Raw genomic sequence first — 19,364 nt, forward strand, 5'->3', positions numbered from 1 at the left:
GGGTCGGGCGTCCGGGCTCCGCGACCCCGGCCGGCCCGGTGAACCGGAGCGGTTTGCGAGGTGATCCCGTCCGCCGCTCCTCGACGGCGGATAAGGTCTGCGGCGATGTCCTTCGCCAGCCCGCTCTTCCTGTGGTTCTTCCTGCCGGTCGTGCTCGCGACCGTCCTCGTCACGCCCGGGAACCGGCGCAACGGCGTGGTCGCCGTGGCGAGCCTGCTGTTCTACGTCTCGGGCGCGGGCGGGACGACGTTGTTGCTGCTCGGGTGCATGGTGGTCAACTTCCTGGCCGGCCGGCGGCTCGAGCCGGGCACGCCCGGTGACCGCAGGCTCGTCCTGGTCGGGTCCATCGCGGTGAACCTGGGCGTGCTCCTGATCTGGAAGTACGCGGGGTTCGCGACCGAGCAGCTGCACGACATCGCGGCGGTCGTGGGTGCCGACCTGCCGGTGGTGGAGCTCGCCCTGCCGATCGGCATCTCGTTCTACACGTTCCACCACATCTCGTACGTGGTCGACGTGTACCGGGGCGAACGGCCGGCGCTGCGCGAGCCCGTCGCGTTCATCACCTACATCGCGATGTTCCCGCAGCTCGTGGCCGGCCCGATCGTGCGCTACCGGGAGATCGCCGACCAGCTCCCGCAACCCCGCCTGCACCGCTGGGACGACATCGCGGCCGGGTTCCCCCGCTTCGCGCTCGGCCTGTGCAAGAAGGTGATCGTCGCCGACTCGCTCGCGCCGATGGTCGACGCCTGCTTCGCCACCCCGGCCGACCGGATGACCACGGCCATCGCCTGGCTCGGCGCGGTCGGGTACGCGCTGCAGCTGTACTTCGACTTCTCCGGCTACTCCGACATGGCCATCGGCCTGGGCCGGATGCTGGGCTTCCGGCTGCCGGAGAACTTCGCCCGCCCGTACTCGTCGGTCACCGTCACGGAGTTCTGGCGGCGCTGGCACATGTCGCTGTCGCGCTGGTTCCGCGACTACGTCTACATCCCGCTGGGCGGCAACCGCGGCGGCGTGCTGCAGACCTACCGGAACCTGTCGATCGTTTTCGTGCTGACCGGTTTCTGGCACGGGGCCAACTGGACGTTCCTGGTGTGGGGTTTGTTCCACGGCGCGCTGCTCGTGCTGGAGCGCCGATTCGGCTGGGATTCCGCGCCCGTCACTACGCGTACCCGAATTGCCCGCCGCGCCGGGACCATGCTGCTGGTGGTAATCGGCTGGGTGTTCTTCCGGTCCGCCGATCTCGGCACGGCGTTCACAATCATCGGTCACCTGGTGTGGCCGGATTTCAGCGGCCTGACCGAGGCCGTGGCCGCCGCGGCGACGAATCAGCGCATTGTGCTGCTGGTGCTGGCGCTGGCGGTCGTCGCGCTGCCCGACCACCCGGTGAGCGGCCCCTACCTGGAGTCTTCCCGGGATCGGGTCGCCACCGCGGCCAGGGTCTCCCTGATGACGGTCGGCGTCGCGTACGCGGCGATCCTCGTCGCGAGCGGCACGTTCAGCCCGTTCCTCTACTACCAGTTCTGAAGATCGCCGCGCCGGCGAAGTTCAACAATTGACGCTGCACCGGGCGCGGCGGCCCTCGGCGACGGCAGGAACGCGCTGGACCGGTCGGCCCAACCGCGCCGTGCCCAATGGGTGCCGTGGTCGACGTAGCGTAGGCGAGGATTGCTCACGCCGTGTCACCTACCGTCAACTGTGAAGAATAAGTGGGCGGTTTTTCGCTCTTGTAACTACTTTATGTAACCGACCTGCTCCGTTCGGGTACACAGTGTGGTAGGACAGAGATTGCACATCCGGCAGCTTCTACCGTGCTAACCGAGGGAATTGTTACTTCGGGTGGGGGTAACGTGACTCACTCATCGGTGCCGAGCGACCTGGGGGAGTTGTGACTTCCGGGGGGACCGTTCGCGCGCTCGTGGGCAACCGCGAGTTCCGCGGCCTGTGGATCGGCTCGACGGTGTCCACCGTCGGCGACCAGCTGGCCGCGGTCGCGCTCTCCCTCCTGGTGTTCGAGCGCACCCAGTCGCCCGCGTGGACCGCCCTGACGTGGTCGTTGACGCTGTTCCCGCCGCTGGTCTCCGGGCCGCTGCTGGGCTGGGTCGCGGACCGGTTCCCCCGCCGCACGGTCATGGTGTGGTGCGCCTGGCTGCAGGCCGCCCTGATGGCGTTGATGGCGCTGCCGAACGTGCCGCTGTGGGTGATGATCGCGCTGCTGGTCGTCGTCCTGATGATCGCGTCGCCGTTCCTGGCCGCGCAGGAGGCCAGCCTGCCGCACGTGCTGCCCGACGACCGCTACGACGACGGCGTGGCCCTGTTCGGCACGTCGGTGGACGTCGCGCAGATGGCGGGCCTCGCCGGCGCGGGCTTCCTGGTCACCGGGGCCGGCGCGCACGTGGCCCTGGCGATCGACGCGGGCACGTTCGTGCTGGTCGCGCTGCTGGTGCAGTTCTCGGTGCGGTACCGCCCCGCGGCGGACCCGCTGGGCAGCCGGCGCGACCCCGAGGGGCCGCGGGGCGCGTTCACCCTGCTCGTGTCCGAACCGCGGCTGCGCAGCCTCCTGGGCGTGCGGCTGCTCGCGGGCCTGGCGATGGTCCCGGAGGGCCTGGCCGTGCCGCTGGCGAACGACCTGGGCGCGGTGTGGGCGGTCGGCCTCATCCTGGCCATCGAGCCCGCGGCGAACGTCCTGGGCGTCGCCCTGCTGTTCCGGCTGGTCCGCGACCCGGCCAAGCGCGAGCGGCTCATCGGGCCGCTGGCTATCCTGTCCCTGGCGCCGCTGGTCATGTTCGCCCTCGACCCCAACCTGACCTGGACGATCGCCCTCCTGGTGATCGCGGGCATGGCGGGCGCCTACCACACGCCCGCGCGGTCGGCCTGGATGCGGATTCTCCCCGACGGTTACCGTGGCAGGGCGTACGGCATCAGCCGGGCGGCGCTGCGCACGTCGCAGGGCGGCGGCATGGCGGCGGCGGGCGTCGTGGCGCACACGGTCGGTTCGGTGACCGCGACCATCGCGGGCGCCGGCGGGATAGGCATCCTCCTCGCGACCCAGGCCGCAGTGGCGTGGCGACGGGCGAGGGCGCGGAACGAACCGGAGGCGGTGGCCATCTGAAACGGAGTGACCACGGAACGCGATTGTCCATCATGAAGCGCCCCTCGACTGCGGCCAGCTAGCCGGCGGGCACGCAGGAGCACTCGGTCTGGTTGCGCATGGCGAACACCTTCTCGGAGCGGGCCCTACGAACCGGAGTGCGGCGGCGGACCGAGCACGTCGCACGGGTGTCGGGCAGAGGGTAGGGGATCGTGGTGAAGAGCAGTCCGACCGACCGGCAGCCACCCGGCCCGGTCAGTCGGGTCGCGGTCCGCGAATGGGATCTGTGGAAGTTGCGCCCGGCGGCGCTCGGCTACCTCTTCAGCGTGGAGGTGGCGGTGGCCGCGGCGGCGGTGTGGTTGCTGACGACCACCGCGGACACGGTCTCCGACGCGGACTGGATGCGCTTCGTCGCGGTGATGTCGGCCATAACCATCCACCTCCTGATCGTCCGGCGCGCCGAGGAGTCCCGGCGCAACGAGTCCTCCGGCCCGCACATCGACCTGACCTCGGTGTGGACGTTCGCGGCCGCGATAGCCCTGCCGGGCGCGCTGGTCGTGCTGGTCACCATCTGGATGCGGATCCTGATCCAGCCGATCGCGCGGCGGCAGCCGTACCGGTTCGTGTTCTCCTCGGCGAGCATCCTCGGCGGCACGATGCTCGCCTGGGTCGTGGTGCACCTGTCGGGCCTGTCGCTGCTGGCCACCGGGCGGGTCGTGCCCGACCTGGGGCTGGTGCTCGTGCTGCTGGTGGCGGCCGTGGTGAACTGGGCGGCGCAGGGCCTGAGCATCGCCGCAGTGGCGAAGATCGTCGCGCCGCGCACCCGCTTCCGCAGGCTGATCGGCTCGCGGGCGGACAACATGCTGGAGCTGAGCACGCTCGGCGCGGGCGCGATGCTGGGCATGCTGATGACCACCCACTGGGTCGGTCCGCTGCTGCTGGTGTTCCCGGTGATCCTGGTGAACTCGCTGCTCTACCACGCCGCCGAACGCCGGGCGCACCTGGAGCGGCTGCTGCGCGAGCAGGAGCAGCTCCAGGCGAGGCTGGCCGAGGACGCGCACACCGACTACCGGACCGGCCTGCTCAACACCAACGGGCTGGCCGAGTACGGGGGCAGGCTCACCGACCGGTGCCGCCACGACGGGCAACCGGTGACCGTGCTGGCCATCGACCTGGACCACTTCAAGCGGATCAACGACACCTGGGGCCACCCGGCGGGCAACGCCGTGCTGGCCGAGGTGGGCCGCATCCTGCGGGAGAAGCTGCGGCCGGGTGACGTGGCCGGGCGCGACGGCGGCGAGGAGTTCGTGGTGGTGCTCGCCGACACGGGCCTGGCCCAGGGCACGGCCATCGCCGAGCGGGTGCGCGAGGCGATCGGCGAGATGTCCGTGGTGACCACGGACAAGCACCGCAACACCGTCACGCTGCGCGGCCGGAACCTGCCGCTGACGGCGGACGGGCCGGAGGTGCGCGCCATCTCGGCGTCCATCGGCGTGGCGGTGCTGCCCGACAACGGCGACTGCCTGCAGGACGCGCAGCACTGCGCGGACGCGGCGCTCTACGCGGCCAAGGAGAACGGGCGCAACCAGGTGCGGGTCGCCGGCGGGGAGATCCGGCTGCTGCCCGCGCCGCGGGTGGACCAGGCCGTGGCCGACGAGCCCGTCGACCAGGGCGAAGCCGCCGGGGTCACCCGCACGGCGTGAGCCCCGTCGGTGTGAGCCCGGTCGGCGTGGCGCCCTCAGGCGGCGACCCGCTCCCGCTTGCCGCCCGCCACCCGGCAGACCAGGTAGATCAGGAACGAGATCGCGGTGACGAACGCGCTCACCGGCATGCCCGGCGCGAGCGAGAGCAGCATCCCGCCCAGCACCGCGACCTCGGCGAACACCACGGACAGCACGGTGGCCCGCACGGGGCTCGCGGTGACCCGGGTCGCCGCCGCCGCGGGCGTGATCATCAGCGACAGCACGAGCAGCGCGCCGACGAGCTGCACGCTCAACGCCGTCGCCACGCCCACCAGCACCGCGAACACCACCGACAGCGCCCGCACCGGCACCCCGCGGGCGGTGGCCACGGCGGCGTCCACGCTGGCGAAGTGCAGCGGCCGGTAGATGACCGCCAGCACCGCGAGCACGGCCGCGGACGAGCCGATCAGCAGCCACAGGTCGGTCGACCCGACGCTGACCACCTGCCCGGTGAGCAGGCCGAACTTGTTCGCCGCCCGCCCGGGGTACAGGGCGAGGAACAGCACGCCGAGGCCCAGGCCGAACGCGAGGATCGCGCCGATGACCGAGTCGCGGTCGGAGTCGCGCCTGCTCAGCAGCCCCAGCAGCAGCGCGGCGATCACCGAGCCGGCCAGTGCGCCGTACCCGACGCCGACGCCGACGAGCAGGGCCGCCGCGCCGCCGGTGAACGCCAGCTCGCTCGTGCCGTGCACGGCGAACGCCATCCGCCGGGTCACCACGAGCGGCCCGAGCAGGCCCGCGACCACCCCGAGCACCGCGCCCGCGATGAGCATCGGCTGGACGTAGCCCAGCAGTTCGAGCGTGAGCCCGACGTCGAAGAAGTTGTCCATCAGCCCTCATCCGCCACGTGGTGCGGCTCCTCCTCGCACACGTGCTGCGCGCCGACCACGTGGATCTGGTCGCGCACGCGGACCACCTCGACGTTCGTGCGGTACAGCTCGGTGAGCGTCCGCGAGGTCATCACCTCGGCGGGCGTGCCGATCCGGAACCGGCCGTCGACCAGGTACAGCACCCGGTCGACCAGCGGCAGGACCGGGTTGATCTCGTGGGTCACGAACAGCACGGCCGTGCCGGCGGCCCGGCGGCGCGCGTCGATCAGGTCGCTGACCACGCGCTGGTGGGCGAGGTCGAGCGAGAGCAGCGGCTCGTCGCACAGCAGCACCTCGGGGTCGCCGACGAGGGCCTGCGCCACCCGCAGCCGCTGCTGCTCGCCGCCGGAGAGCAGGCCGACCGGCTCGTCGGCGTACCTCGTCGCGCCGACGGCCTCCAGCGCCGCGTCCACCCTGGCCCGGCGTTCCCGCCGGGTGCGCCAGCCGACGCCCCAGGCGTGCCCGTCCAGGCCGAACCCGACCAGGTCGCGCCCGCGCAGGGCCAGGGTCGAGTCGAGGGCCCGCTGCTGCGGGACGTAGCCGATGCGCCGGTTGCCGCCCGCCACGTGGACCGTGCCCGCCGACAGCGGTTGCAGGCCGAGCAGCACGCGGATGAGGCTGGTCTTGCCGGAGCCGTTGGGCCCGAGCACGGCCACGAACTCGCCGGGCGCGACGTCGAGGTCCAGCCCGTCCCACAGCACGCGGGCGCCGTAGGAGAGCCGCGCGCCGCGCAGCGCCACGGCCGCGCGCGTCGACCGGTCCGCCACCTGGGCCGTCATGCGGCCAGCGCCCCGACCAGCGAGTCGACCTGCTTCGTCATCCAATCAAGGTAACCCGTGACGCCTTCGGGCAGCGTCTCGGTCACCTCGGTGACGGGCACGCCCGCCGCCTTCGCCCCGTCGACCACCTGCCGGGTGCCGGCGTTCTCGGTCTGCGCGTTGGCGACCAGCAGGGAGACCTGCTTCTGCTCGACCAGGCGGGTGACCTCGGCAAGGGCGGCGGCGGGGATGTCGGTCTCCTGCTCGACGGCGTCGCTGAACGACTCGGGGGTGACGTCCTCGACGCCCGCGGTGTCGAGCAGGTAGTGCGCGACGGGCTCGGTGGCCAGCACCTTCTTGCCCGCGCCCGTGCCCGAGACCCGCTGCTCCAGCCCGGTGAGCCGGTCGGTGAAGCCCTTCGCGTTGGCCTCGAAGGCCGACTTCTTGTCGGGCGCGATCGCGGCGAGGTCGGCGGCGGCCTGGTCGGCGACCTCGCGGACGGTCTCGAAGTCGTACCAGACGTGCTCGTTGACGGCGTGGTCATGGCCGTCCGCGCCCGCCTCGGGCTCCTCGTGGTCGCCCGCCTTGCCCGACAGCGGGAACGCCTCGATCTTGCGGACGCCCTCGGTCTCGGGGCCGAGCAGGGTGGCGAAGAAGTCGTCGTAGCCGCCGCCGTTGAACACGACGAGCCGGGCGTCGCGCACGGCGGCCAGGTCGGACGGTTTGCTCTCGTAGGAGTGCGGGTCGCCGGCGGGGTCGTCGATGAGCGCCTGGACGCGCACGGCGTCGCCGCCGACGGCCTGGACGACGCTGCCCCACACGTTGGTGGAGGCGACGACGGCGATCCGGCCGTCGTCCGCCGCGGGGGTGTCCCGGGCTCCGCACGCGGTGAGGACGACGGCGGTCGCGGCGGCAACCGCGCCGAGCAGCACGTTGCGGACGGTCATGAGAACACTCCTCGACAGGTGGGCGGAGAGGGAATGGAAACCGTTGTCGAGTTCAGTTTAGAACGCTCCGCCACCGCCGCGTCCACCGACCGGGTGTTGACCGCACACGACAGGGGCCACCTGCCGCCGGAACGGGAGGTGGCCCCTGTCGTGGTGGGTCGTCAGTTGGTCAGGCGGTAGCCCGACTCCGGGTGGAACAGGTGGACCTCGCCGGCGTCGCGCACGGCGACCTTGACCGTCTGGCCCAGGGTCGGCGGCGTGCGGCCGTCGACGCGGACCACGAACCGCTCGGGCACGTCGCCGATGCGGACCGAGCCGTGCATGAGCGCGTCCGCGCCCAGCTCCTCGACCAGCTCGACGGTCATGTCCATGCCGTGCTCGTGGGAGCCGACCAGCGCCAGCGACTCGGGCCGGATGCCGAACGTGACCTCGGACAGGCCCTCGGCCGCGGCCTTGTCCAGCGCGCTGCGCTCCAGCGGCACCACGATGCCGTCGAGCTTCGCGCCCTCCGACGTCAGCGGCACGGTCTTGAGGTTCATGGCGGGCGAGCCCATGAAGCCGGCGACGAACGCGTTGGCCGGCTTGTCGTACAGCGCGCGCGGGGTGTCGCACTGCTGGAGCAGGCCGTCCTTGAGCACGGCGACCCGGTGGCCCATGGTCATGGCCTCGACCTGGTCGTGCGTGACGTAGATCGTGGTGGTGCCCAGCCGCGCCTGGAGGGCGGCGATGTTCGCGCGGGTCTCCACGCGGAGCTTCGCGTCGAGGTTGGACAGCGGCTCGTCCATGAGGAAGACGGAGGGCTCGCGGACGATCGCGCGGCCCATCGCGACGCGCTGCCGCTGACCGCCCGACAGCGCCTTCGGCTTGCGGTCGAGGTACTTGGTCAGGTCGAGCATCTTGGCCGCCTCGGCGACCTTCTCCTTGATCTCGGCCTTGTTGACGCCGCGCAGCTTGAGCGCGAAGCCCATGTTCTCGGCGACCGTCATGTGCGGGTACAGCGCGTAGGACTGGAACACCATCGCGATGTCGCGGCCCTTGGGCGGCACGTTCGTGACGTCCTTGCCGCCGATGTGGATAGCGCCCTCGTCGACGTCCTCCAGGCCCGCGAGCATCCGCAGCGCGGTCGACTTGCCGGAGCCGGACGGACCGACCAGGACCAGGAACTCACCGTCGGTGACGTCCAGGGACAACTCGTCCACCGCGCGGACCGGCGGGTTGCCGGAGAAGACCCGCGAAGCCTTGACGTAGGCGACCTCAGCCATTGAAACGCACCTTTCGCTGTCACGCTTTCGGGTAACGGTAGGGATTGCAAGCGCTTACGGGAACAGGTGGATTGGTACGTTTCTGAATCGATCTCAATAGGTGCCGCACCACCGCACGCACACACTGTGAAGTCGTGGAACGCGACCCGAGGCCGTGATCCCCGGTCGGATCGACCGGGATTGGTCCACGTCCGCGCGGTGGGGCGGCGCTCGGTGGGGCGGTGGCCGGTGGCGGCGACCGGTAGGTGGCCGCCGCCCGCCGCTACCCCTTGACCGCGCCCGACGACAGGCCCGTCACCAGGAACCGCTGCACGAGGTAGAACACGGCGATCGCGGGGATCGCGACCAGGATCGAGGCCGCCGCCAGGTGGCCCCACTCGGTCCGGTTCTGCTGCACGAACACCTGCAGGCCGACCGCCAGCGTCTTCGACTCGTCCGCCGCCGACAGGAACGCCGACGCGAACGCCACCTCGCCCCACGCCGTCAGGAACGCGTAGAACGCCGTCACGGCCAGCCCCGGCCGGGCCAGCGGCAGCACCAGCCGCCAGAACACGCCGAACGGCGACAGGCCGTCCACCCGCCCCGCCTCGTCGATGTCGCCGGGGATGGTGTCGAAGTAGCCCTTGAGCATGTAGGTGCAGAACGGCACGGCGGTCGTGCAGTAGACCAGCACCAGGCCGAGCGACGTGCCCTGCAACCCGAGCGCCAGCAGGATGTTGTACAGCGGCACGATCAGCACCGCGAACGGGAACATCTGCACGACCAGGAACGACAGCATCAGCGACCGCTTGCCCGGGAACCGGAACCGGGACACCGCGTAACCGGTCGTCGCGGACAGGAACACGGCCAGCAGCGTGGTCATCAGCGCGATCAGCACCGAGTTGCCGAACCACGCCAGGAAGTCGCCCTTCTCCCCCGCCAGGATGCGCGCGTAGTTGCCCAGGGTGGAGTCGTTGAGCAGCTTCGGCGTGGTCTCCACGGCCTTGGCGTCCGGCTTGAACGACGTCACCAGCACCCAGAACACCGGGAACACGGCGATCAGCGACGCCACCACGAGCGCCGCGTGCAGCCCGGCGCTCGCCCCGACCGACCGCTCCGAGCGCCGACGCGCGCGGACCGGCCGGACCGCCTCCACCGACTTCACCGACTTCACCGACTTCACCGACGCGGCTTCGACCGTCATCACCACACCTCGCCTTGCCTGCGCAGGGCCCGCCGGTACACGCCCGCGAAGACGAGCAGCACGGACAGGACCAGCACGCCGTAGGTCGACGCCACCGCGAAGTCGCGGGACGCGCCGGAGAAGAACCGCTCGAACGCGTAGGTCACCAGGATGCGGGTGTTCGGGTTCGGCCCGGTGACCAGGTAGATGACCGCGAACATGTTGAACGTCCAGATGACGCCCAGCAGCACCACGGTGCCGGACACCGACCGCAGGCCGGGCAGCGTCACGTCGCGGAACCGCTGCCACGCCGTCGCCCCGTCGACCTCGGCGGCCTCGTACAGGTCGACCGGGATCGACTGCAGGCCGCCCAGCAGCGCCACCATCATGAACGGCACGCCGAGCCAGATGTTGACGACCATCACCGCGGCCAGCGCCCAGTTCGACTGGCCGAGCCACACCGGCGGGTCGTCCACGCCGAGGAACCGCAGGAACTGGTTGATGATCCCGTACTGCGCGTTGAACATGTACTTCCAGGCGAACGCGCTGATGAACGCGGGCACGGCCCACGGCAGGATCAGCAGCACCCGGTAGACCGCCCGGCCGCGCACCTCGCGGTTGAGCAGCAGCGCGAGGCCGAGGCCGATCGCGTAGTGGCAGAGGACGCAGCCGAAGGTCCAGATCAGCGTGCGGACGAGCGTGCCCCAGAACGCGCCGTAGCTCGCGTCGCCGGAGAGGATGTTCAGGTAGTTGTCCAGGCCGACGGCGACGTAGGTCGCCGGCCGGTCGAGGATCGGGTTGGCGATGTTGCCCTCGTTGATGTCGGTGAAGGTGAAGAACACGCCCTGCGCGAGCGGGTACAGCACCAACACCGCGATGACCACCACGACCGGCAGCACCATCGCGTACGCGTACCAGTGCCGGTCCAGGAACCTGCGCACCGGGGTCTCCCTTCGCCGCCCCGCCACGCCGGTCCACGTGCGGACCGGCGCGGCGGGGGATGGTCAGCCGACGGTGTACTCGGGGACGACGGTGTCCTTGTATGCCTTGGCGACCTCGTCCAGCGCCGCCTTGGCGTCCTTCTTGCCGGCCAGCACGTCGGCGTAGGCGACCTTGAGCGGGTCGAACAGCTGCCCGCCCTCGGGGATCCACGCGCGCGGGTGGGCCGAGGTGACGACCGGCTGGAACGCGGACACGACGGCGTTGGCCTTCACGTCGGCGTTGTCGTAGGCCGACTTGCGGGTGGGCAGCAGGCCCAGCTCCCTGGCCACCCGCGCCTGGGACTCGGTGCTGCTCATGCAGGCGATGAACTCGACCGCCGAGTCCTTGGCCCTGGTGCCCTGGCGGATGACGTAGTCGTGGCCGCCGACCGGCGCGGAGCCCTCGCCCGCGGCCGAGCCGGGCACGGGCGCGATGCCCAGGTTCGAGGCGTCGGCGAACGCCGTGCCCTTGAGGTAGTCGGCGACCGACCACGGGCCGTTGACGACCATGGCGACCTCGCCCGAGGTGAACGCGGCCTGCATGTTGTTGTAGGAGTTCGCCGGGTCGAGGGCGGTGGACGCGGCCTTGGCGTCCAGCAGGCCCTTCGCGGTCTCCAGCGCCTTCACGTTGTCCGCGGAGTTGACCACGATCTTCTTGGCGTCGGCGTCGACCAGGTCGCCGCCCTCGCCGTAGATGAACGGCAGCGCGTAGTAGGCGTCGTTGTTGATGAAGATGGTCTTCTCTCCGCCGAGCTTCGCGGCGGCGGCCTTCACGTCGTCCCACGTCTTCGGCGGCTCGACGCCCGCGTCGGCGAGCAGCTTCCTGTTGTAGAACAGCGCCAGCGAGTCGGTCACCTGGGGCACGCCGTAGGTCTTGCCGTCGAACTTCGTCGAGCCGAGCGGCGTCTCCAGGAAGTCGGAGGTGTCGGAGGCGAGCCGCGTGCCGCCGAGGTCGACGAGGTAGCCGAGCTTGGCCAGCTGCGGCACCCACGCGACCTCGGCGCGGAAGACGTCCGGGCCCTGGCCGCCCTGCGCGGCCGTCCGGTAGTTGTTGAGCGCCTGGTCGAAGGCGACGGTCTCGGTCTTGACCCGGTAGCCGCCCTTGGTCGCGCACTCCTGCGCGATGGCGGAGAACACGGGGCTCTCGTTGGGGCCGCTGGTGTCCCAGAAGGTGATCTCGCCGGAGTCACCGGACGCCGATCCGCCGCCGCCACCACCGCACGCGGTGAGGACGAGGGCGGAGGCTGCCGCCACTGCGGTCACGAGGGTGGTACGTCGCATCGTTGCTGTCGTCCCTCCTGCGGCCTCCACCGGGATGAAGGCTCTTGCAAGAACTTGCGAAATTGTTGCCGCGGATTTCATCCCGCCGACCAGGGCCGGGTCAAGGGGCTTGACGTAACCAAGCCGTAACGGAGCAGTCGGGGCGGCGGAAACCACGGTGGGCGTTGCAAAAATTTGCCGTGGACGGCAGGCTGCACGTCACCAGGAGTCGGGTGAGGAGGCAGGGTGTCCGGTCTGTCCGAGATCGCCAGGGCAGCCGGGGTGAGCATCTCGACGGTCAGCCGGGTGCTCAACCGCCGGGCGGGCGTGAACGACGAGACGCGCCAGAAGGTGCTCGCGGTGCTTGCGGAAATGCCTTACACGCCCCGCGGGCTCGGCGCGCTCCAGCGGACCGGCGTCATCGGGCTCCTCGTGCCGGAGCTGTCCAACCCCGTGTTCCCGGCGTTCGCCGAGGCGCTGGAGGTGCGCGCGGCCCGGCTCGGCTACTCGTCGCTGCTGTGCAACACGCGGGCGACCGGCGCGGGCGCCATGGGCGAGGAGGAGTACGTGCGGATGCTCCTCGCCCGCGGGGTCGAGGGCATGGTGTTCGTGTCGCCGGAGATCACCAACGTCGAGGTGCCGCTCGGGCAGGCGCCGCGCCCGTCGTACTACGCCAAGCTGCTGGCCGACGGCGTGCACATGGTGTTCGTCAACGGGGCCACGCCGTCGCTGGACGTGCCGGACGTGACCGTGGACGAGCAGCACGCCGGCTACGCGGCGACCAGGCACCTGGTGGAGCTGGGCCACCGGCGGATCGGGTTCGTGTCGGGGCCGGCGCGCTCGCTGCCGTCGCGGCTGAAGCGGGCCGGGTGGGCGGCGGCGCTGGAGGAGGACGGCCTGCCGGCGACGTCGGACTTCGTCGCGCACGCGCCGTTCGGGCCCGAGGGCGGGGCGGAGGCGGTGTCGGCGCTGCTGGACACCGTGCGGCCGACGGCGGTGATCTGCTCGTCGGACCACATGGCGATCGGCGTGCTGCGGGAGGCGCACCGGCGGGGGCTGGCCGTGCCGCGCGACCTGTCGGTGGTGGGGTTCGACGACATCCCGCTGGCGTCGTACTGCTCGCCGTCGCTGACCACCCTGGCGCAGCCGATCGAGGAAATGGCGGCGGCGGCCGTGGACGAGTTGGTGCACCGGTTGGACCCGGATCGGCGCAGGCGCCCGGCGGGGAACTACACGCGTGTTTTCCGGCCTCGGCTGGTGGTGCGCGAGTCGTCCGCCGCACCCCCATTGGTTTAGACCACTGTACCGGAGGGTAACCAATTCCGACCTGCGCCGATGAATAATTAAAGGGACGCCCGTCACCCCCACTTCTGTAATTGGTTCTGAACCGTTACGGTCACTTCATGGCGCGGTCGATGCATGTGCGACGCCCCGCGACGCTCGCCTCACTGGCGGCGGAGCTGGGTGTTTCCCGGACAACGGTGTCCAACGCGTACAACCGTCCCGACCAGCTCTCGCCGGAGCTGCGACGCCGGGTGTTGGAGACAGCGAGACGACTCGGGTACCCGGGGCCCGACCCGGTGGCCCGTTCCCTGCGGACCAGGAAAGCGGGCGCGGTGGGCCTGCTGCTCACCGAGAACCTCTCCTACGCGTTCCGCGACCCGGCGGCGATCGGGTTCCTGGAGGGGTTGGCCCTCGCGTGCGAGGACGCCGGCACCGGGCTGCTGCTGGTGCCCGCGAACCCCGAGCGCGAGGACGTGGCGGCCGTGCACCGGGCCGGGGTGGACGGCTTCGTCGTGTACTCGGTGCCCGACGACGACCCCCACCTGGCGGCGGTGCTGGAGCGGCCCGTGCCGACGGTCGTGTGCGACCAGCCCGACCTGGGCAACGTCGACCGCGTCGGCATCGACGACCAGGCGGCCATGCACGCGCTGGCGCAGCACCTGATCTCGCTGGGGCACCGGCGGGTCGGCGTGGTGTGCATGCGGCTGGCCCGGGACCGCAACGACGACTTCGTGACGCCGGAGCGCCAGCAGGCCGCGCACTTCCACGTGCAGCGGTCCCGGTTGGCGGGCCTGGCGCAGGCGTTCGCGTCGGTCGGCGTGGACTGGGCGACCGTGCCGGTGGCGGAGCGGTTCGACCACACCATGGCCTCCGGCGCGTCGGCGGCCGCGCAGGTGCTGGAGCGCGACCCGCAGATCACCGCGCTGATCTGCACCTCGGACATACTGGCCCTCGGCGCGATGGCCGAGCTGCGGCGGCGCGGCCTGCGCGTGCCCGCGGACATCACCGTCACCGGGTTCGACGGCATCCGCGAGGCGGAGCAGGCCGGCCTGACCACGGTCCGCCAGCCCGTCCTGGAGAAGGGCCGCGCGGCGGGCAAGCTGCTGCTGGACTCGGCCGAGCGCACCCGCCCCCGGGCCGTCACGCTGTCCACCGAGCTGGTCGAGGGCACCACCGCCGCCCCGCCGCGCGGCACGGCGGAGGAGCGCTGGTTCGGCCCGTGAACCCGCGGGCCTGATCTCTCCCGACGCACCGCAGGGTTCCCCTTTCCAGGGGACCCCTGCCGTCGTTCGCCCGTCGGGGGAACGCCTCGCGGGTGACGCGGCCGGTTGGACCGGGCGGTGGCGGGTAGCCCACGTGCTCCGGGAACCGAGGAGTCCTCGTGCGGGTGACGTTGTCCGGTCGGACGGAGGTCGGCGCGCTGCTGCGCGGCCTGCGCGACCGCGGGCTCAACTACGACCCGGCCGAGGTGCGCGAGCCGCGCTGGGTGTTCGACGTGCACCGGCACGACCTCGGCACCGAGACGCCCGGCCCGCCGGAGCGCGACGGGCTGTGGCAGCGCGCGCGGGAGCTGGTCGCCGCCTACGAGTTCAGCCCGCCCGAGATCATCCGGGCGTACTACGAGACCGGCTCCGCCCTGCTCGGGCGGGACATGCTGCTGCAGGCCCGGCTGCCCGGCCTGCGGTTCCTGATGGGCGTGCGGGTCACCGACGTGCGCGACGACGCCCGCGCCCGGCTCACTCTCTGGGGGTGGAGCTACGAGACGCTCGAAGGCCACCTCGAACGCGGGCGCGTCGACTACCGGCTGGTCAAGCACCACGACACCGGCCGGGTCGAGTTCGTCGCGAGCAGCTACTCGCAGTTGCACCCGCGGGCGCCGTGGTGGATGCGGTGGGGGTGGCGCTGGTTCGGGCGACGGGTGCAGCTGCGCTTCTACCGGCGCGCCGGGCAGCGGCTGCGGCTGCTCGCGCACGGCGGGCCGGTGGTGGCGGTCGCGCCGGTCGCGGTCGAGCGCCCGGGCCGCTGGAGCCTCAGCCTGTCCAACCCGATCCGGTGAGCTTGGCGGGGGTGCGGCCGGGTAGCCGGTGACGAGGCCGCCGGTGACGAGGCCGATCGGCCGATCCCGAGCGGATGGAGCCCGCCGTGAAAGTCGTGATCACCGGTGCTTCCGGCAACGTGGGGACGGGCGTGCTGCGCGCGTTGGCGGCCGACGGCGGCCACGAGGTCGTCGGGATCTGCCGGCGACCGCCCGCGCCCGGGCCGCCGTTCGACGGGGTGCGCTGGCACGCCTGCGACCTCGGCGGGGACAACGCCCACGACGTGCTCGGCGAGGCGCTGGCCGGCGCGGACGCGGTGGTGCACGCGGCGTGGATGTTCCAGCCGATCCGGCAGGGCGAGCGGCTGCACCGCACGAACCAGACGGGCACCGCGACCGTGGTGGAGGCCGCCCGTCGCGCCGGCGTGCCGCACGTCGTGCACACCTCCTCCATCGCCGCGTACGCGCCCGGTGGTGACGGGCCGGTGCCCGAGACCTGGCCCACGACGGGCGTGCCCGGCTCGGTGTACGGCGTCGGCAAGGCCGAGGTCGAGGCGGCGCTGCGCCGGTTCGTCGCCGAGAACCCGGGCACGGCGGTCGCCGTCGTGCGGCCGACGCTGGTCGCGCAGAGCGCCGCGTCGGCTAGCTTCCTGGCGCTGTTCTTCGACCCCCTGGTGCCCGGGTGGCTGATCCGGCAGGTGCGCGAGGGCCGCGTGCCGCTGCTGCCGCTGCCGGCGGGCATGCGCGTCCAGCTCGTGCACGCCGACGACGTCGGCGACGCCGTGGTGCGCATCCTGCGCCGCCGGGCGGCGGGCGCGTTCAACCTGGCCGCGGACACCCTCACCACCGCCGACCTCGCCGGGGTGGCGGGCGCGCGGGCCGTGCCGGTCCCGGCGGCGGCGATGCGCGCCGCGGTGGGGCTGCTGTGGCGGGCGCGGGCGCTCGGCATGTCGCCGGGCTGGTTCGACGTCGGCACCCGGTCCCCGCTCGTGGACACCACGCGGGCGCGGGAGGAGCTGGGCTGGTCCCCGCGGTTCGACAGCCTCGACTGCGCCCGCGAGCAGCTCGCCGGGCTGGCCGGCGGCACGCCCGGCCCGAGCCCCGCCCTGCGCCGGGACCGGTTGGTGGAGGACCGGCGGGCGGCCCGGCTGACCTGACGTGGCCCGGGGCCGGGTCCGGCACCTCGTCGCGTAGCTGTTCCACCCAGTGGACGTACCTCCGGCGGAGGTGAGAATCGAGGCATGCCGCCGCCTTCACGACCGCTGCGCAAGCTCGGGTTCCTCACCATCGGCCTGTTCGACGAGGCCGACCCGCGTCGCGGGCACGAGGCCACGCTGCGGGTGATCGAGCTGGGCGAGCGGTTGGGGTTCGACAGCGCCTGGGTGCGCCACCGGCACCTCCAGTTCGGCATCTCCTCGCCCGTCGCGGTGCTCGCGGCCGCCACCCAGCGCACCAGCCGGATCGACCTGGGCACCGCCGTCATCCCGCTCGGCTGGGAGAACCCGCTGCGCCTGGCCGAGGACCTGGCGACCGTGGACGTGCTGTCCGGCGGCCGGCTCAACCCCGGCGTGAGCGTCGGGCCACCGATGCACTTCGACCGCGTCCGGGAAGCCCTCTACCCCGACACCGCCGACGCCGAGGACTTCACCCACCGCCGGGTCGAGCGCCTGCTCGCCCACGTGCGCGGCGAACCCGTCACCGACTTCCGCGGCACGGAGGGCATCGAGGTCTTCTCCGACCGGGTCCAGCCGCACTCCCCCGGCCTGGCCGACCGGCTCTGGTACGGGGGCGGCAGCTTCGGCTCCGCCCGCTGGGCCGGTGAGCACGGGCTGAACCTGCTCGTGAGCAGCGTGGTGAAGGCCGAGGGCCGGACCGGGTTCGCGGACATCCAGCGGGACCAGATCCTCGCCTTCCGCTCGGCCCACCCGGACGGCGACCGCGCCCGGGTCTCCCAGGGCCTCGTGGTCATCCCGACCGACTCGGCCACCGCGTCGCAGCGGGCGAAGTACGAGGCGTACGCCGCCGCCCGACTGCCGCGCACGGCCACGCCCCAAGGGCCCGCCGGGCTGCTGTTCTCGCCCGACTTCGTGGGACCGGCGGAGGAGATCGCCGAGCGGTTGTCCGCGCACGCGGGGTTCCGGGAGGTGGACGAGGTCGCCTTCGCGCTGCCGTTCACGTTCGAGGCGGGTGACTACGAGCAGATCCTCACCGACATCGCCGGCGCGCTCGGTCCGGCGCTGGGCTGGAAGCCGAGCGTCGACGGGGGCTGAAAAACCCGAAGGGCCCTCGCGGCCCCTCACGTCACCCGGAAGATCACCGGATTGCTCGCCCTGCCCGCCACCACCGCCGTCAGCAGGTAGTCACCGGCACCCACCCGCGACTGCTTCCGGCAACCGGGTTCGGACGTCACCCCGGCCCACTGGATGCCGTACGCGAACCGCTCCCCCGGTCGCAGCACCCGCACCTCCGACCCGTCCGCGACGAAGCAGTCGTTGCTCGACCACAGCCGGGTCACGCCGTCCACGCCGGTCACGACCAGCTCCCGCACCCGCCGCCCGATCTCCTTGGCGCAGGGCAACGGACCGGTGTTGGAGACGGCGATCGTGAACCGCACGGCCTGCCCGGCCGGGGTCGACGGGCGGTCCACTTCGGCGGCCACGGCGAGTTGCGCGTCCTCGCACGCCGGCGGCGGGCCGGGTGGCAGGGTCGGCGACGGCGAAGCCGGGGCGGGCGGCGCGGTGGTCGCGGGGGACGCGGCGGCCACGGGGGCGTCGGCGGGCTCCGGCGGGCGGGACGACGGCTGCGCCGGCACCGGCGGCGGGTCGCCGCGGCCGGCCACCAGGGCGACCAGCCACACGACGAGCACCAGGGCGACCACGGACCCGCCGACCGCCAGCGCGCGCCGCCTCCAGTACACCGACCGCGGGAGCGGGCCTGTGTGCTCGGTCACGCCGTCGAAGGTAGCCGGGTCGGGTGGAATGATCGCTCCAATCCGGATCACCCGATGTAATGAACGTGACGTCGGGCCAGGTCATCGGCCCCGACCCGGTCGTCCGGCCGGAGCGGTTCCCCCGCGTGGAAGACTGTGGGGCGCTATGAGCCTGGACGCCGACCTCCTCCTCGACTGGTTCGCCGACACCGCCCGCGACCTGCCCTGGCGCCGACCGGAGTGCACGGCCTGGGGCGTGCTGGTCAGCGAGATCATGCTGCAGCAGACGCCCGTGGCCCGGGTCGAGCCGATCTGGCGCGAGTGGCTGGCCCGCTGGCCGACGCCCTCGGCGATGGCGCGGGCGGGCCAGGGCGAGGTGCTGCGCGCCTGGGGCAAGCTCGGCTACCCGCGCCGCGCCCTGCGGCTGCACGCCGCCGCGCAGGCCATCGCCGAGCACCACGACGACGTCGTCCCGAGCGACGTGGACACCCTCCTGGCGCTGCCCGGCATCGGCGCGTACACGGCGCGGGCGGTGGCCGCGTTCGCCTACGGCCGCCGGTGCCCGGTCGTGGACACGAACGTGCGCCGGGTCGTGGCGCGGGCGGTGCACGGGGCGGGTGACGCGGGACCGCCGTCGACCACCAAGGACTTGAAGGACGTCGAGGCGCTGCTCCCGGAGACCGACGAACGCGCCGCCGCGTACTCGGCCGCCCTGATGGAGCTGGGCGCGCTGGTCTGCACGGCCCGCGCGCCCAAGTGCGCCGACTGCCCCGTGTTCGACGCCTGCGCGTGGCAGCTCAACGGCCGCCCCGCCTACGACGGCCCGGCGAAGGCGGTGCAGAAGTTCGCGGGCACCGACCGGCAGGTGCGCGGCCTGCTGCTGGACGTGCTGCGCGGCACGGCCGAGCCGGTCCCGAAGGCGCGGCTCGACCTGGTCTGGTCGGACGCGGGCCAGCGGGACCGGTGCCTGCACTCGCTGCTGGCCGACGGCCTGGTCGAGCAGACCGAGGCGGGCCTGTTCGCGCTGCCCGGGGAGCACTGACCC

17 protein-coding genes are annotated in these 19,364 nt (G+C 72.4%); 9 read left to right on the top strand and 8 right to left on the bottom strand.

The annotated features are described in order from the left end of the window. The first annotated feature begins 105 nt into the window (after positions 1-105). The 3 genes from ACIGNX_RS33710 to ACIGNX_RS33720 all read left to right on the top strand — a co-directional run bounded on the left by ACIGNX_RS33710 (position 106) and on the right by ACIGNX_RS33720 (position 4,794). Positions 106-1,527, top strand: coding sequence for an MBOAT family O-acyltransferase (locus tag ACIGNX_RS33710; RefSeq protein ID WP_396545436.1), 1,422 nt, complete (start codon positions 106-108; stop codon positions 1,525-1,527). A gap of 391 nt (positions 1,528-1,918) precedes the next feature. Then, positions 1,919-3,112, top strand: a complete 1,194-nt coding sequence (locus ACIGNX_RS33715) for an MFS transporter (RefSeq protein WP_396545438.1) — start codon at positions 1,919-1,921, stop codon at positions 3,110-3,112. Between the two features lie 191 nt (positions 3,113-3,303). Further along, positions 3,304-4,794, top strand: a complete 1,491-nt coding sequence (locus tag ACIGNX_RS33720; protein WP_396545440.1) for a GGDEF domain-containing protein — start codon at positions 3,304-3,306, stop codon at positions 4,792-4,794. 35 nt (positions 4,795-4,829) lie between these two features. Here ACIGNX_RS33720 and ACIGNX_RS33725 read toward each other — a convergent pair whose 3' ends face one another. From ACIGNX_RS33725 to ACIGNX_RS33755, 7 genes are all read right to left on the bottom strand, one after another. Continuing rightward, positions 4,830-5,663, bottom strand: a complete 834-nt coding sequence (locus ACIGNX_RS33725; protein ID WP_396545442.1) for a metal ABC transporter permease — start codon at positions 5,661-5,663, stop codon at positions 4,830-4,832. After that, positions 5,663-6,481 carry a metal ABC transporter ATP-binding protein gene (locus ACIGNX_RS33730; RefSeq protein ID WP_396545444.1) on the bottom strand — a complete coding sequence of 273 codons (819 nt, stop codon included), beginning with the start codon at positions 6,479-6,481 and terminating at the stop codon, positions 5,663-5,665. The genes ACIGNX_RS33725 and ACIGNX_RS33730 overlap by 1 nt, the downstream gene beginning before the upstream one ends. Then, a complete protein-coding gene (locus ACIGNX_RS33735; RefSeq protein WP_396545446.1) occupies positions 6,478-7,407 on the bottom strand; it encodes a metal ABC transporter solute-binding protein, Zn/Mn family in 930 nt (309 codons plus the stop codon). The genes ACIGNX_RS33730 and ACIGNX_RS33735 overlap by 4 nt, the downstream gene beginning before the upstream one ends. A 161-nt stretch (positions 7,408-7,568) precedes the next feature. Continuing rightward, entirely contained in the window at positions 7,569-8,669 is a 1,101-nt protein-coding gene (locus ACIGNX_RS33740; RefSeq protein ID WP_396545448.1) for an ABC transporter ATP-binding protein, read from the bottom strand. Between the two features lie 262 nt (positions 8,670-8,931). Beyond that, positions 8,932-9,852, bottom strand: coding sequence for a sugar ABC transporter permease (locus tag ACIGNX_RS33745; protein ID WP_396545450.1), 921 nt, complete (start codon positions 9,850-9,852; stop codon positions 8,932-8,934). Continuing rightward, positions 9,852-10,772: a carbohydrate ABC transporter permease gene (locus tag ACIGNX_RS33750; protein ID WP_396545452.1), complete on the bottom strand. Its 921-nt coding sequence runs from the start codon at positions 10,770-10,772 to the stop codon at positions 9,852-9,854. Before ACIGNX_RS33750 ends, ACIGNX_RS33745 begins: the two co-directional genes overlap by 1 nt. A 63-nt stretch (positions 10,773-10,835) precedes the next feature. Beyond that, positions 10,836-12,092 (bottom strand): extracellular solute-binding protein, encoded by a 1,257-nt coding sequence (locus ACIGNX_RS33755; protein ID WP_396545454.1) that lies wholly within the window; start codon positions 12,090-12,092, stop codon positions 10,836-10,838. A 225-nt stretch (positions 12,093-12,317) separates the two neighbouring features. Here ACIGNX_RS33755 and ACIGNX_RS33760 point away from each other — a divergent pair, with 225 nt between their 5' ends. From ACIGNX_RS33760 to ACIGNX_RS33780, 5 genes are all read left to right on the top strand, one after another. Then, positions 12,318-13,367, top strand: coding sequence for a LacI family DNA-binding transcriptional regulator (locus ACIGNX_RS33760; RefSeq protein WP_396545456.1), 1,050 nt, complete (start codon positions 12,318-12,320; stop codon positions 13,365-13,367). A 107-nt stretch (positions 13,368-13,474) separates the two neighbouring features. Then, a complete protein-coding gene (locus tag ACIGNX_RS33765; RefSeq protein WP_396545458.1) occupies positions 13,475-14,578 on the top strand; it encodes a LacI family DNA-binding transcriptional regulator in 1,104 nt (367 codons plus the stop codon). A gap of 158 nt (positions 14,579-14,736) precedes the next feature. Continuing rightward, entirely contained in the window at positions 14,737-15,411 is a 675-nt protein-coding gene (locus ACIGNX_RS33770) for a DUF1990 family protein (RefSeq protein WP_396545460.1), read from the top strand. Between the two features lie 86 nt (positions 15,412-15,497). Further along, complete coding sequence (locus ACIGNX_RS33775) at positions 15,498-16,547, top strand: NAD-dependent epimerase/dehydratase family protein (RefSeq protein ID WP_396545462.1); 1,050 nt, start codon at positions 15,498-15,500, stop codon at positions 16,545-16,547. A gap of 84 nt (positions 16,548-16,631) precedes the next feature. After that, positions 16,632-17,660 (top strand): LLM class flavin-dependent oxidoreductase, encoded by a 1,029-nt coding sequence (locus ACIGNX_RS33780; RefSeq protein ID WP_396545464.1) that lies wholly within the window; start codon positions 16,632-16,634, stop codon positions 17,658-17,660. Between the two features lie 26 nt (positions 17,661-17,686). Here the strand turns inward: ACIGNX_RS33780 and ACIGNX_RS33785 are convergent, their stop codons facing one another. Next, complete coding sequence (locus tag ACIGNX_RS33785) at positions 17,687-18,340, bottom strand: hypothetical protein (RefSeq protein ID WP_396545466.1); 654 nt, start codon at positions 18,338-18,340, stop codon at positions 17,687-17,689. 145 nt (positions 18,341-18,485) lie between these two features. Here ACIGNX_RS33785 and ACIGNX_RS33790 point away from each other — a divergent pair, with 145 nt between their 5' ends. Continuing rightward, entirely contained in the window at positions 18,486-19,361 is an 876-nt protein-coding gene (locus tag ACIGNX_RS33790; RefSeq protein WP_396545468.1) for an A/G-specific adenine glycosylase, read from the top strand. Positions 19,362-19,364 lie beyond the last annotated feature (3 nt).

Source organism: Actinosynnema sp. NPDC053489, assembly GCF_044544865.1.
Classification (GTDB): domain Bacteria; phylum Actinomycetota; class Actinomycetes; order Mycobacteriales; family Pseudonocardiaceae; genus Actinosynnema.

What these genes read in the sequence shown, in the direction of transcription:
- ACIGNX_RS33710 (WP_396545436.1), top strand. Translation starts at nt 106, where the DNA reads ATGTCCTTCGCCAGCCCGCTCTTCCTGTGGTTCTTCCTGCCGGTCGTG.
- ACIGNX_RS33740 (WP_396545448.1), bottom strand. Translation starts at nt 8,669, where the DNA reads ATGGCTGAGGTCGCCTACGTCAAGGCTTCGCGGGTCTTCTCCGGCAAC.
- ACIGNX_RS33735 (WP_396545446.1), bottom strand. Translation starts at nt 7,407, where the DNA reads ATGACCGTCCGCAACGTGCTGCTCGGCGCGGTTGCCGCCGCGACCGCC.
- ACIGNX_RS33745 (WP_396545450.1), bottom strand. Translation starts at nt 9,852, where the DNA reads ATGACGGTCGAAGCCGCGTCGGTGAAGTCGGTGAAGTCGGTGAAGTCG.
- ACIGNX_RS33725 (WP_396545442.1), bottom strand. Translation starts at nt 5,663, where the DNA reads ATGGACAACTTCTTCGACGTCGGGCTCACGCTCGAACTGCTGGGCTAC.
- ACIGNX_RS33765 (WP_396545458.1), top strand. Translation starts at nt 13,475, where the DNA reads ATGGCGCGGTCGATGCATGTGCGACGCCCCGCGACGCTCGCCTCACTG.
- ACIGNX_RS33790 (WP_396545468.1), top strand. Translation starts at nt 18,486, where the DNA reads ATGAGCCTGGACGCCGACCTCCTCCTCGACTGGTTCGCCGACACCGCC.
- ACIGNX_RS33755 (WP_396545454.1), bottom strand. Translation starts at nt 12,092, where the DNA reads ATGCGACGTACCACCCTCGTGACCGCAGTGGCGGCAGCCTCCGCCCTC.
- ACIGNX_RS33780 (WP_396545464.1), top strand. Translation starts at nt 16,632, where the DNA reads ATGCCGCCGCCTTCACGACCGCTGCGCAAGCTCGGGTTCCTCACCATC.
- ACIGNX_RS33730 (WP_396545444.1), bottom strand. Translation starts at nt 6,481, where the DNA reads ATGACGGCCCAGGTGGCGGACCGGTCGACGCGCGCGGCCGTGGCGCTG.